The organism is Moritella sp. F3 (genome assembly GCF_015082335.1).
Taxonomy (GTDB): domain Bacteria; phylum Pseudomonadota; class Gammaproteobacteria; order Enterobacterales; family Moritellaceae; genus Moritella.
In genome coordinates this window covers 260,615-274,418 of record NZ_BLRL01000001.1, presented here as the reverse complement: position 1 = coordinate 274,418, position 13,804 = coordinate 260,615, and the positions used below count along the sequence as shown (strand labels likewise).

The following is a 13,804-nucleotide window of genomic DNA, read 5'->3' as shown; positions in this document are numbered from 1 at the left end:
ACGAAATCATTAATTTATAGCTACACTTGTACGCTGTATTAGTTAAAATAGCGTTTGAAATGAACGATTAAATTAATTACTCTAAATTATAAATAGATAACAACTGTACATCAAATAAATAACAGCTGTGCATCAAATAGATAGCAAGTAAACAGCAATTAAGTAGCAATTGTCTTACCACTGGGAGTGGCGTTATGTCTGCAAGCAATTATCCGAATATGTTAGCCCCGTTAGATCTAGGTTTTACAACATTGAAAAACCGCGTTTTAATGGGCTCAATGCATACAGGCTTAGAAGAAGAAAAAAATGGATTTGAAAAACTGGCCGCATTTTATGCCGAACGTGCAAAAGGCGGTGTCGGTTTAATTGTTACTGGTGGCATTTCACCAAACCTACGTGGTCGTTTGATGCCACATGGTATGCAACTGTCTTACAAATGGCAGGCAAAGAAACACCAAGTTGTTACCCAAGCTGTACATGACAATGGCAGTAAAATCGCCCTACAAATTTTGCATGCTGGTCGTTACGCTTATCACCCGTTTAGTGTAAGTGCGAGTAAGAGCAAAGCGCCGATTAACCCGTTTACGCCAAGAGCGATGTCAAAACGCTCTATTCGCTGCACTATTTCAGATTTTGCTAAAACGGCAGAGCTGGCAAAATTTGCTGGTTATGATGGTGTGGAGGTGATGGGGTCTGAAGGTTATCTTATTAACCAGTTCATTTGTCGTCGCAGTAATAAGCGTACCGATGAATGGGGTGGTAGTTATCAAAATCGCATGCGCTTTCCTATTGAGATTGTAAAATCAATTCGTCAGCGTGTTGGTAACGAATTTATTATTATTTTCCGTCTATCAATGTTAGATCTTGTTGAAGACGGTAGTACGTTTGAAGAAGCTGTTGAATTAGCTAAAGAGCTTGAGAAAGCGGGCGTGACTATCATTAATACCGGTATCGGCTGGCATGAAGCGCGTGTACCTACGATTGTAACCAGCGTACCACGAGCCGCGTTTAGCTGGGTCACAGAGAAAATGAAGGAACATGTTAACGTGCCTTTAGTGACTACCAACCGTATTAACACCCCTGAAGTGGCTGAAACTATTTTATCGTCAGGTCAAGCTGATATGGTCTCTATGGCACGTCCAATGCTGGCGGATCCTTACTTTGTTACGAAAGCGACAGCAGGTAAAGCAGACGAAATTAATACGTGTATTGCTTGTAACCAAGCCTGTTTAGACCACGTATTTAAAGCGAAACGCGCTTCTTGTTTAGTTAATCCACAGGCATGTTTTGAAACTGAATTGAAATTCGAAGCGGTGACAAAATCAAAAAGTATTGCAGTTGTCGGCGCGGGACCTGCTGGCCTGTCATTTGCTTGTTATGCCGCAGAGCGTGGTCACAAAATAGATATCTTTGATAGTCGTTCAGAAATTGGCGGTCAATTTAACTATGCTAAGCAAGTACCAGGCAAAGAAGAATTTTACGAAACACTGCGTTATTATGCGAAACAAATCGAAGTACTTGGCATTAACTTACACTTAAATGAGTTAGTGACAGTTAAAAAACTAGCAGGCAAAGGCTACGATGATGTTGTTGTCGCAACGGGTATTAAACCGAGAACACCAGCAATTCCAGGCATTAAACATGAGAAAGTGCTCAGTTATATTGAAGTATTGCGTGACCACAAACCAGTAGGTAAACGTGTTGCTGTTATTGGTGCTGGTGGCATTGGTTTCGATGTTTCAGAGTATTTGGTTGAAGAAGAAGGTGCGTCACCATCAACTAATACTAAGCAGTGGTTAAGTGAGTGGGGTGTAACAGATGACAGCCAAACTGTTGGTGGTCTAACGCCTGCTAAAAATACAGCGCCAGCGCGCGAAGTATTCTTATTGCAGCGTAAAGATACTAAAGTCGGTGCAGGCCTAGGTAAAACAAGTGGTTGGGTACACAGAGCTACATTGCAGAAGAAGAATGTAGAAATGATCAAAGGTGCTTCTTATGACCTTATTGATGATCTAGGCTTACATATTACCGTTGATGGCGTTAAAAAAGTGTTAGACGTTGATAATGTGATCTTATGTGCAGGGCAAGAACCATTTAGAGAGCTGTTCGAGCAGTTACAATCTGAGAAAGTGACAACGCACTTGATTGGTGGTGCATTTGAAGCGGGAGAGCTGGATGCAAAACGTGCTATCCGTCAAGGTGCTGAGCTAGCAGCTTCGATTTAAGTACTATTTGTAAGTTATGATTTAACCCATCATTTAAAGCAACGTTAAAGTCGCATTAAGCCCATATCTTGTATGGGCTTTTTTGATCTTATGTTATTTAGCACTTGATATTTCATGGCCAACATTGAATACTTTAGCTATCACTCATTGTTCAAAGTAGTAAGTAATGGACGCAATTGATCTATTAGTAAACCGCCATTCTTGTAATCAACTATCTGCACCTGCGCCTAGTGGTGAAGTGTTAGATAATATTATTAATGCAGGATTACGTGTCCCCGATCACGGTGGACTAACTCCTTGGCGTTTTATCATCAGTGAAGGTGAAGGTTTAAATACGTTATCGCACTATTTTAGAGATGCAGCGTTTAATCTTGGAAAAACAGAAAAAGACGTATTAAAGGCGACGAATGCACCGTTTCGAGCACCGCAAATAATTACAGTTATTGCTAGAATTGAAGCGCACGCAAAGATCCCTGAATCAGAACAATTAATGTCAGCGGGTTGTGTGGTGATGGCTATGCAAATGGCGGCTCAAGCACAAGGTTTTAATGGTATTTGGCGAACGGGTTGGTTTGCTTACAATGACCATATAAAACAAAAGCTTGAACTTGAAGAAAAAGATGAAATAGTGGGCTTCCTGTACCTAGGTACACCAGACGTATCGTGTAAAAAAATACGTCATCTAGACACTGAAAATTTTGTCACTAGAATGGATAGTTAATGCGAACTGAATTACATGAACTATTGTAATAAGTAACAGTAATAGCACTAAGGAATTAAGATGACTACAGAATATCCAAAAGGACATTTACTTAGCGTACAATTTCCACTTTACCATCATGTTGGTATCTCGGATGGCTGTGGTCATGTTTTCGAAAATTCTCGTTCCCGTTCTGGCCGAGGCTTGGTGAGCTTGAGTGATTTTTCAGATGAGAAGATCATCATCGATCATGGATTTTTACCGGGTAGCTTACCTGCAGATGATATTATTGCCAACGCAGAACAATTGATCGCAGATAAAAAACGTTATCATTTGTTGAAAAATAACTGTGAGCATTTTGTGCATGAAGTATGTGGCGTCAAAGTAACAAGCCCACAATTACGCCGAGCATTGATTTTAATTGCAACGTTATTAGTGAATAATTACACCCGTGGCCGCTTTAGAACGGCATTGTTATGGGGTATTGCTTCACAATTATCACATTTAAATACAGCGACGCTTTCATGGTGGAGGCATGCTATTTTTACGTCAGCTGGATTTTGGCTAGTGTTATTAACTAACAGTAATCAAGATACGCCTGAAACCACAAAACCTTAATTAAGCCCTCAATTAATTCCTCAATTCAGTTCGCACTTAAATGCAGTTCTTCCGACTCTTCGTGCTGTTTGATTTAGTAAGCGCTTTCTAGTTATTTTCCCTATAATATTGGCCATTAGATTAACAACTCGTTAACGTTGTAGTCGGCGAGTGGAGCACATTATGGGTAGTATTGAAATCATTCGTGATCATAGTTTGCCGCATCATCAAATTATTCGTATCGCAGATAAAGTAATGGTTGATATAGCACAAGAATATGACCTCAAATTAGAATGGCAAGGCGATAAACTTCATATTCAACATGCACATACTAGAGGGTATTTACATGCGGATGCTGAAAGTATCAGAATCAAATTGAAATTAGGGATCTTGCTGTTTCCAGTCAGTTTTGTGTTAAAGCAAAGCATCGAAGAAACACTGGATGAACTGTTGCCAACTGCAGCATGTTCATATAGATAAAGCACGGTAAGGGTTTGATATTATGGAACATCTATCACTGGTAGAAACCTCATTTTTATTGAGTGAGAGTACTGCAAGTCCGAAACATTTTTCAGGATTGCAAATTTTTGAACCGCCAAAAGATTACGAAGGCAATTTTGCCCGCGATCTTTTTCAAAAGTTAATTATGGATCCCGCTGTTGCGACCCCTTTTAACTTTAAATTAAAGAAAAGCCTAGGTGGCTTATACTACTGGACTCACGATAGCCAATTCGATTTCAACTATCACATTCGTATGTCAATGCTCCCTGGTGAGGGTAGCGATGAACAATTACGTGATTTAGTTGAACGTCTGCATTCACATTTGATTGATAGAACACGCCCATTGTGGGAAGTGTATTTGATTGAAGGCTTATCTGAAGGCCGTTTTGCTATTTTTACCAAAATTCACTACGCGATGGCTGATGGAAAAATGGCTAACAGCTGGTTGTCTGGCTATTTACAAAGTGATCAATCGGTTAATGATTACCGTCCGTTTTGGCAGATCCCATCATTTCGCCCAGGTTATAAAGAATCAGCAGGGGTGATTGAAAGTGCGTTGTCGATGTACATTAGTGGTTTAAAACAGCTTAAGTCCATACCTGGTCTTATTCGATTAAGCACGCGCATGGGATTAAAGTTCCTAAACCTCCGTGATGAAGGACCTGCATTACCATTTTGCGCACCTAGAACGCCTTTCTCGGTACCAGCAACACGCTCACGTATTGTGTCTTTTGGGCGACTACCATTTGAAAAAATGCGTTCGATCAGTAAGATAACTGGCGTGACATTAAATGATGTGATCTTATGCTGTGTTGATATTGGTCTAAATCGTTATTTGAAAGAAAAAGGTATTTTATTGCGTAAGCCGCTTGTTGCTCAGGTGCCTGTTCGCATTGGCGATGGTCGAAGAAACGCGCTAACAGGGGTTGAACTCGGTAATATAGATGCTGATGCATTAGATCATTTAGAAACCATTTTTAAACGAACAAGCAGTGTTAAAGATGATTTGTTTAGTTTATCGGCGGAGTCGGTGGTGAATTTTTCATTATTGATCCAGGCAAGTGCGTCAATTTCGGAATGGTTAGGTGTGTCTAAGTTCTTACCGCCATTGGGCTCTGTGATTGTGTCTAATGTGCGAGGGCAACAAGATATCGCTTATCTTGCTGGTGCTAAACTCACTGAGGTTTACCCTGTGTCGGTGTTGTCTGCTGGTACAGCACTAAATATTACGTTATATAGCTATCATGACGAAGTGTTTTTCGGTCTGGTTGGGTGCAAGAATGAGTTACCTGATTTAGATATCTTATCTCGTCATGTCGAAGCTGCTTGCGGTATTTTATCGGATGAGATTCTTGATAATGCGAAGCAACATTCTGTGCTGATCTCTTCACGTTAACGAAAAAGATGGTAACCTAGTTACCATCTTTTTATTCCTTTGCTATATTTCATGCTACCTTTGATAGATTACTAATTTGTTAATTCAGACTGGCTTGAAATGCGTACATAGGATTAGTGTTATGTCTTAGCCTAAGCGACTGAGTTGTATTGCTAGTATTTCTGCTATAGGCATAAAAATCCCGAGGTTATTTTGATTAGTTGGCAAGCCAAAGCACTAAATTTATTTTTAAAACAAACCGTAAAGCGTTCAATTGAAAATACCAAAGATGCTAATAAACTGCGCTTTCAGATGCGCGCGTTAGATAAATTTTCATTTGGCACGAGCTCAAAGATAGAGCGCTCTCAGTCTATGCACAACGGTATCTTGTGCGATGACATAAAACTGAAATTTTCAAGCAGTAAAACAAAACTACTATATTTACATGGTGGTGCATTTGTCTTTAAAACACCTGCAATGCACAATAATTTCATTGCTCGCTTAGTTGAACCGTTAGATTTACATGCCATCGTGCCAGATTATCCGCTTGCACCTGAACATCCTTTCCCTGCTGCACTTGATTGCTGTTATATCATTTATAAATCATTACTTGATTCAGGTACCGCGCCTGAAGATATTATATTGGCGGGTGATTCTGCTGGTGGTAACTTGGTGTTAGCGTTATTGCATCGAGCGAAACGTGATGGACTGCCTATGCCTAAATGTGGTGTGTTGCTATCGCCTAATGCTGATATGACTCAGAGTGGTTTATCTGCGGTAGAGAACCGTTATAGTGATGCATTGTTTAGCTTAGAGGTGATGCTACATTGTCGAAACCTTTATCTAGAATCTCGCAATGATGATTTACACAATGAAGAGATTTCCCCTTTGTTTGGTGACTTTACTGGCTTCCCCCCGTTTATGCTACACGCTGGCAGCACTGAGCTAATGCGCGATGACTCGACACGACTTGCCGAGTTTATGCAAGCGCAGGGTGTGGAAGCGCACTTGCAAGTTTGGCGTGAGATGCCTCATGTATTCCCCTTATTTGAGCAACTTCCTGAAAGCAAAGCTGCACTGAAGCAGATAGTAAGTTTTATAAAACAGCAGCAAAGCTAAATGTTATTTGCTAAAGGTAATAGATAATAATCATTTAAATGAGTTTATCTATTGTTATGCATGGCTTATTCATAGTTTAACCGTTATTTCTTTATAGTTTTTTAAATTAATTTATATAAATGTAGTCAAAATATATCATATTCGGAAAATTTCTCGAATATGATATATGCTGTATTATAAAATTCTTTATTATAGCCGCATAAACCAAATCAAACGCACTACCGAGGCTATTATGAACAAAGAACAAGTATTACAAACAATTGAATTATTGAAAGCAGGCCACTCTTTAACAGACGTCACTAAGATCGCTAAGATCAACGTTATGTACGTAAGCGTCATTCGTAAATTGATGGTAATGAACTTGATTGATATTGACGGTTAATCGCTATAGCGTTTAACTTATTGATGCGTGGTTGATTACTAATGCGATAAGCGTTGAGAAAATATCACGATAAAAAAAGGCTGGTAAGATAAATAATTATCTCACCAGCCTTTTTGTTTTAAGCTACTTCCTATCAATAGAAGTAAGTGCTTAAATTAGAATTCCGCTGTGCGTGGTGCACGTGGGAAAGGAATTACGTCACGGATATTTTGCATACCAGTTACATAAGACACTAGACGCTCGAAGCCTAGACCGAAACCAGAATGTGGCACTGTACCAAAACGACGTAGGTCGCGGTACCACCAGTAATCTTCTTTGTTTAAGCCCATTTCTTCCATACGCTTATCTAGCATATCTAAACGTTCTTCACGTTGGCTACCACCGATGATTTCGCCGATGCCTGGTGCAAGTACGTCCATTGCTGCAACTGTTTTACCGTCTTCATTCATACGCATGTAGAATGATTTGATATCTTTCGGGTAGTTTTTAACAACAACAGGTGCTTTGAAGTGTTCTTCAGCAAGGTAACGTTCGTGCTCAGAAGACATATCGATACCCCAAGAAACTGGGAATTCGAATTCTTTACCACATTCTTCTAAGATCTTGATTGCATCAGTGTAATCAATTTGCGCAAAGTCAGAATCTACAAAGCTTTCTAAACGCGTGATCGCTTCTTTGTTGATACGTTGTGCAAAGAACTGCATGTCATCCATACGTTCTTCTAGTACTGCTCTAAAGCAATATTTAAGCATATCTTCAGCTAGTTTTGCTGCATCATCTAAATCAGCAAACGCAATCTCAGGTTCAACCATCCAGAATTCTGCAAGGTGACGCGTTGTGTTTGAATTTTCAGCACGGAACGTTGGACCGAAAGTATAAACTTTACCAATCGCACAAGCATAAGTTTCAGCGTTAAGTTGACCAGATACTGTTAGGAAAGTCTCTTTACCAAAGAAATCTTCTTTGTAATCAACGTCACCTTTATCAGTTAAAGGCAGGTTATTCATATCCAGTGTACTTACACGGAACATTTCACCAGCACCTTCACAATCACTACCAGTAATAAGTGGTGTGCTTAACCAGTTATAACCATTTTCATGGTAAAAACGGTGAATAGCTTGTGATAAACAGTTACGAACACGCATAACCGCACCCATAACGTTAGTACGGCCACGTAGGTGAGCGTGTTCACGAAGGTACTCGATGCTGTGACGTTTAGCTGACATTGGGTATGTATCAGGGTCTTCTACTAAACCAAGCACAATAACTTCTGTTGCTTGGATTTCGAATGATTGACCTTTACCTGGTGATTCAACAACGACACCAGTAACTTCAACTGAACAACTAGCAGTAAGGTTTAATACATCTGCTTCGTAGTTCGGTAAATCTTTACTTACAACTGCTTGGATAGGATCGAAACACGAACCATCGTAAATAGCTAAGAAAGAAATACCAGCTTTAGAATCACGACGTGTGCGGATCCAGCCTTTTGTTGTAACTGTGCTACCTACCGGGAATTTACCGGCAAAAATATCTTTAACTGACGAATGCGTCATAGGATTATTGCTCTCCAGCATAAAAAGCTCTTGCTGAGCGAAAAATGTTTATTTAAGTAAGGTTATATTACCTTTGCAGTTTCAGTATACAAGTAAAAACAATGAAAAATCATTTTGTTTGCTTATTATTTAGTAAATTAACACTGATATTGGCAAATTGTTAAGGATCCTAATGATAATTAATTTGTTTTTTCTTTTGTCGCAGTAAACTCGCCTGATTTAATATGCTGCTGTTTAGCTTTATTGGCTGCTTATCTGAGTGCTGGCTATTCGCACTCTGAGCTGTGCGCTGTTTTAAGCTTTGTTCTAGTTTTTCAAAATAGCTCGATTCACTGATGTTGTTATCGAGCATTAAATTGTAGCGCTCAGATAAACCATGCGAGTCTGTTGCATGTTCAAGTTTATTAATGATGTCATGTTCAAATTTGGCTTCGTGAATGTAACCAGTAATACTTGCAAGCGGTTCAATTATCTTAATGTAAATAATATAGGTGATAGCTGAAAAACTAATTAAACTTAAACCCACTATCAAGACAGAGTTAAACATAAATGACCTCGCAAACTAAAATTAAGCCAAGACAACTATTAATGAGTAACGTTTAGCACATAATGGCTAGCCATCACTCGTCTCATTATCTTGGCAATTATGCGGAACCTTTGTCAGATCGTTTGTCATATTGACTGACTGCTTCCCTTAGTTTAGCAAAGCTTATTTTGCTGATATTGCAAGTTAAAAGGAAATAAAATCTAATTGATTTTTGTTATGAAACTAAACTAGTCTTTTAAAAAAAATAATGTGATTAAACCCAAATGTCAGCGTCAAGTACTTGTTTGATCACGCCGCATAGTTTATCCAGTTCTGCCTGTGAAATAATATACGGAGGCATAATATACAAGAGTTTACCAAATGGTCTGATCCACACGCCTAATTCAACAAACACGACCTGTGCTTTTGCTAGATCGATAGATTGCGCAGTTTCAATCACGCCAATGCTGCCAAGTACACGTGCATCGGTAACATTGTCATGTTCAGTTAATGGCAATAATGCCTGTTGCATTTGCTTTTCAATGCCCGCGACTTGTTGTTGCCAGTCGCTGGTCATTAATAAATCAATACTGGCGTTGGCGACAGCACAGGCGAGGGGGTTGCCCATAAATGTGGGTCCGTGCATCAATACACCGCTTGGACCATTACTGATAGTTTCGGCTACGTGTCGAGTCGTTAACGTAGCCGCTAAGGTCATATAACCACCGGTAATGCCTTTGCCTAGACACATAATGTCGGGAGTGATGGCTGCGTGTTCACAAGCAAATAATTTGCCGGTACGGCCAAAGCCTGTCGCAATTTCGTCGGCAATCAGCAGTACTTCATAACGCTCACAAAGTAATTTTGCCTGACGCAGAAATTCAGGGTGGTAGAACTTCATACCACCAGCGCCTTGTACGATAGGCTCTAAGATAAACGCGGCTATGTGTTGATGATTTTCAGCCAATGTGTCGGCTAAATCTTGCATTGCACTGTCTTGCCATGCTTCATCAAACTTCACACTTGGCGCGTTAATAAAGAATTGCGGTGCTAGAAATCCAGTAAACAATTCGTGCATGCCATTGTCGGGATCGCAAACTGACATCGCGCCAAAAGTATCACCGTGATAACCATTACGTATGGTGACGAACTTCTTCTTCGTCGGTTGTTGATGGTGCCAATATTGAATGGCCATTTTCATGGCTACTTCGACACTTACAGACCCTGAATCAGATAAAAATACACACTCTAAACCTGCAGGGGTGATATCAACCAATTTCTGGCAGAGATTTATTGCGGGCTCGTGAGTGATACCACCAAACATGACATGGGACATTTTACTTGCTTGCACCTGCATCGCTTGGTTTAACGCGGGTACGTTATAGCCATGAATCGATGCCCACCAAGAAGACATGCCGTCGATAAGTTGCGTACCGTCATTTAATGTTAAATAAACCCCATTGGCGCTATCGACGTGATAACAAGGTAAAGGTTTTGTCATTGAGGTATATGGGTGCCAGATGTGCTTCTGGTCGAACTTCATTAAGATATCGTTTGTTTTTTGAGTCATTGTAAACCTTGTTTTTAGCATTTGGTTGACCTTGCGGCTATGCTGGATAGACTAATCGAGTTTACGCACAAATTCAAATAAAGGATTTTAGATGACTAACCGTGTTCGCCATGATTGGCAAATTGATGAGATTGAAGCACTTTTTAACCAACCGTTTAATGATTTGATGTTTCAGGCTCAAACGGCACACCGTCAACATTTTGATCCGAACAGTGTGCAGATCAGTACACTGCTATCAATTAAAACCGGCGCTTGTCCGGAAGATTGTAAGTACTGCCCGCAGAGTGCACGTTATACCACTGGGATTGAAAAAGAACGTTTGATGCAAGTTGAAACAGTACTGACACGTGCTGCTGAAGCAAAAGACAATGGGGCGAGTCGTTTCTGTATGGGCGCTGCATGGAAAAACCCACATAAACGCGATATGCCGTACTTAATTGATATGGTTAAAGGTGTTAAAGCGATGGGCCTTGAAACGTGCATGACGCTAGGGATGCTAGCCCCTGACCAAGCACAATCATTGTCTGAAGCTGGACTCGATTATTATAATCATAATTTAGATACATCGGAAGAGTATTACGAGCAAATTATTACGACACGTACTTATCAAGATCGCTTAAATACGTTAGACCACGTACGTGAAGCGGGTATGAAAGTGTGCTCTGGTGGTATCGTTGGTATGGGTGAGCAGCAACAAGACCGTTTTGGTCTGCTTAAGTCACTCGCTAACTTACCGCATCACCCTGAAAGTGTGCCGATTAATATGTTGGTTAAAGTGGCCGGTACACCACTTGAAGATGCACCTGATTTAGATGCATTTGAATTTGTTCGCACCATTGCTGTTGCACGCATCATCATGCCTAAATCGTATGTTCGCTTATCGGCAGGGCGTGAGGCAATGAGTGAACAAACGCAAGCACTGTGTTTCATGGCTGGCGCTAACTCGATTTTCTACGGTTGTAAGTTATTGACCACTGATAACCCAGATGAAGACAGTGATAAACTTTTATTTAAAAAGTTAGGCCTGCACCCTGCACGTATTCGTGAGGCGAGCGATGAAGCACAATCTGCACAACTGCTTGATGAAATTGCCGAACAAGCATCGCCATCGCTATTTTATGACGCTAGCGTTGTGAGTGAAAAGAGCACTGTACTTTAATGGCTTTTGAATTTATTACGCAAGCATTACGTACTCAAGCCTCTAGTTCATTATTACGTACGCGCGCAATCAGTCATGGCGTGATTAATTTTTGCGCCAATGATTATCTGGGATTATCAACACACCCAGATGTTATTGAAGCTTGGCAACGTGGCGCCAATGAATATGGTGTGGGCAGCGGTGGCTCTGCTTTGGTGTCTGGTTATAGTCACGCGCACGCTGCGCTTGAAGAGAAGTTAGCTGAAATAACTGGCTATGAATCAAGTTTGTTATTTAACTCTGGCTACAGTGCTAACCAAGCTTTAATTAAAGCCCTGTTGAATAAAAATGATCTTTTGGTGCAGGATAAGCTGAATCATGCCTCACTTATTGAGGCTGGGATGTATTCCCCTGCGACGATGAAACGTTTTAAGCATAATGACAGTGTGCACCTTGCACAAATACTCGAACAATATCGCGCTGCACATACTAATTCTCTGGTTGTTACCGAAGGTGTTTTTAGCATGGATGGCGATATGGCTGACTTACAGAGTGTTAGTCAGCAGTGTAAAGTCCATGACAGTTGGCTATTAGTCGATGATGCGCATGGTTTTGGGGTATTACCGCAGGGTCAAAATAGCCTCAATCAACATGGTTTATTAGCCCGAGATGTTGATTTGTATATGGCGACATTTGGTAAGGCCGTTGGTGTGTCTGGGGCGTTTGTATCGGCATCGAAAGATGTTATCGACTACTTAGTTAACTTTTCCAAACCTTATATTTATTCAACGGCAATGCCCGGTGCGATGGCGTTATGTATAGATAAAGCGTTAACGATAATGATGACTGAGACATGGCGGGTAACACATTTAAATCAGCTTATTGGTTATTTTAAGCAGCAATGTTTTTTACGTAATATTGCTTTAATGCCATCTGATACTGCTATTCAACCTTTGCTAATTGGCGATGCCAGTAAAGCGATGCACATAAGCCAATTACTTGCGGTTCACGGGCTACTCGTTAAAGCTATTAGGCCACCGACAGTACCAGTTGGAACTTCACGATTACGTATTACATTATCAGCTAATCATAGTATTGCTGACATCGATTTGTTATTGACCCATTTAAAAGATGCGCTAGATAATAATTCATATCACTATCCAAATAACTATTCATATAGTAATCGCGATCACAATTTAGATAACAGTGAAGATAGTCGTCGTAATGCTGCTGGAGGTAAACATGATTGATAAGAATGCTGTCGCACGCTGTTTTGGTAAAGCCGCTGCGAGTTATGATCAACATGCGATCTTACAGAGATTGTCTAGCGCTCGACTTTTGCAGCACCTTCCCAATAAAGGTAACGGGGCACGTTATAATACGACTGTTGATCTCGGCTGTGGTAGTGGGGCGTTATTACAGACGCTTGGGAATTGTAGTAATCAGTTGTTCGCAGTGGATCTCTCTTTCGGTATGCTCGCACACGCTAAGCAACAGCGTGAGCAGCAAGTGCATCAATATCCGCAACAGGACAGGTTAATACCGCCTATTTACTGGTTAAATGCAGACGCAGAGGCGTTACCTTTACAGTCGCGTTGTGTCGATTTGTGTGTATCAAACTTGGCATTGCAATGGTGTGATGATTTAGCGACCCCTTTAATCGAGGCTTCACGTTGTCTAAATAAAGATGGTTTACTGCTATTTAGTACGCTAGTTGCTGGCAGTCTAGATGAATTAACGCAATCCTGGTCGAGCGTCAATCAACATCGACATGTGAATCGATTTTTGTCTGAAGGTGAAATTAAAACTGCATTATTAAAATCCGGTTTAAGCGTTGAAGCATTTCAGGTTGAAATTCAAACCATGTATTACTCCAGTGTGAAAGAAGTAATGCAAAGCCTGAAAGGCATTGGTGCTAATCATGTTCATGATAAAGACGCTAAACCGACAACTCAAGGTGAGTTAAGGGCATTCAAAGCCAACTATGAAACCTTACGTGATAACCAAGGCTTATTACCGCTTAGTTACAAACTCGCTTACTGCTTATTACGTAAGTGCTAGCGAACCTGTTTAAGGCAACATGTAAAGTCATATTTAATGAAATGTTTAAGACAG

At 40.5% G+C, this 13,804-nt stretch carries 13 protein-coding genes; 10 read left to right on the top strand and 3 right to left on the bottom strand.

The features are described from left to right. Positions 1–194 precede the first annotated feature (194 nt). The 7 genes from JFU56_RS01165 to JFU56_RS01135 all read left to right on the top strand — a co-directional run bounded on the left by JFU56_RS01165 (position 195) and on the right by JFU56_RS01135 (position 6,899). Positions 195–2,225 (top strand): NADPH-dependent 2,4-dienoyl-CoA reductase, encoded by a 2,031-nt coding sequence (locus JFU56_RS01165; RefSeq protein ID WP_198435457.1) that lies wholly within the window; start codon positions 195–197, stop codon positions 2,223–2,225. A 166-nt stretch (positions 2,226–2,391) separates the two neighbouring features. Next, positions 2,392–2,946 (top strand): NAD(P)H nitroreductase, encoded by a 555-nt coding sequence (locus JFU56_RS01160; protein WP_198435456.1) that lies wholly within the window; start codon positions 2,392–2,394, stop codon positions 2,944–2,946. A 60-nt stretch (positions 2,947–3,006) separates the two neighbouring features. Further along, positions 3,007–3,543 carry a lecithin retinol acyltransferase family protein gene (locus tag JFU56_RS01155; RefSeq protein ID WP_198435455.1) on the top strand — a complete coding sequence of 179 codons (537 nt, stop codon included), beginning with the start codon at positions 3,007–3,009 and terminating at the stop codon, positions 3,541–3,543. Positions 3,544–3,705: 162 nt separating this feature from the next. Then, positions 3,706–4,002 (top strand): polyhydroxyalkanoic acid system family protein, encoded by a 297-nt coding sequence (locus tag JFU56_RS01150; protein ID WP_198435454.1) that lies wholly within the window; start codon positions 3,706–3,708, stop codon positions 4,000–4,002. Positions 4,003–4,024: 22 nt separating this feature from the next. Then, a complete protein-coding gene (locus JFU56_RS01145) occupies positions 4,025–5,419 on the top strand; it encodes a wax ester/triacylglycerol synthase domain-containing protein (RefSeq protein WP_198435453.1) in 1,395 nt (464 codons plus the stop codon). Positions 5,420–5,611: 192 nt separating this feature from the next. Then, positions 5,612–6,517, top strand: coding sequence for an alpha/beta hydrolase (locus JFU56_RS01140; RefSeq protein WP_198435452.1), 906 nt, complete (start codon positions 5,612–5,614; stop codon positions 6,515–6,517). Between the two features lie 232 nt (positions 6,518–6,749). Continuing rightward, positions 6,750–6,899 carry a hypothetical protein gene (locus JFU56_RS01135; protein ID WP_198435451.1) on the top strand — a complete coding sequence of 50 codons (150 nt, stop codon included), beginning with the start codon at positions 6,750–6,752 and terminating at the stop codon, positions 6,897–6,899. 155 nt (positions 6,900–7,054) lie between these two features. Here the strand turns inward: JFU56_RS01135 and asnS are convergent, their stop codons facing one another. From asnS to bioA, 3 genes are all read right to left on the bottom strand, one after another. Then, positions 7,055–8,455, bottom strand: a complete 1,401-nt coding sequence (asnS, locus tag JFU56_RS01130) for an asparagine--tRNA ligase (protein ID WP_198435831.1) — start codon at positions 8,453–8,455, stop codon at positions 7,055–7,057. Between the two features lie 169 nt (positions 8,456–8,624). Further along, on the bottom strand, positions 8,625–9,002 hold the full coding sequence (locus JFU56_RS01125; RefSeq protein WP_198435450.1) for a hypothetical protein: 378 nt from the start codon (positions 9,000–9,002) through the stop codon (positions 8,625–8,627). A 253-nt stretch (positions 9,003–9,255) separates the two neighbouring features. Next, a complete protein-coding gene (gene bioA / locus JFU56_RS01120) occupies positions 9,256–10,551 on the bottom strand; it encodes an adenosylmethionine--8-amino-7-oxononanoate transaminase (protein ID WP_198435449.1) in 1,296 nt (431 codons plus the stop codon). 91 nt (positions 10,552–10,642) lie between these two features. Between bioA and bioB the strand changes: the two genes are divergently transcribed. The 3 genes from bioB to bioC are packed head-to-tail and all read left to right on the top strand — an operon-like array spanning position 10,643 to position 13,750. Further along, a complete protein-coding gene (gene bioB, locus JFU56_RS01115; protein ID WP_198435448.1) occupies positions 10,643–11,710 on the top strand; it encodes a biotin synthase BioB in 1,068 nt (355 codons plus the stop codon). Further along, a complete protein-coding gene (bioF, locus tag JFU56_RS01110) occupies positions 11,710–12,939 on the top strand; it encodes an 8-amino-7-oxononanoate synthase (RefSeq protein WP_242065787.1) in 1,230 nt (409 codons plus the stop codon). Before bioB ends, bioF begins: the two co-directional genes overlap by 1 nt. Next, positions 12,932–13,750, top strand: coding sequence for a malonyl-ACP O-methyltransferase BioC (gene bioC, locus JFU56_RS01105; RefSeq protein ID WP_198435447.1), 819 nt, complete (start codon positions 12,932–12,934; stop codon positions 13,748–13,750). The genes bioF and bioC overlap by 8 nt, the downstream gene beginning before the upstream one ends. Positions 13,751–13,804: the final 54 nt, after the last annotated feature.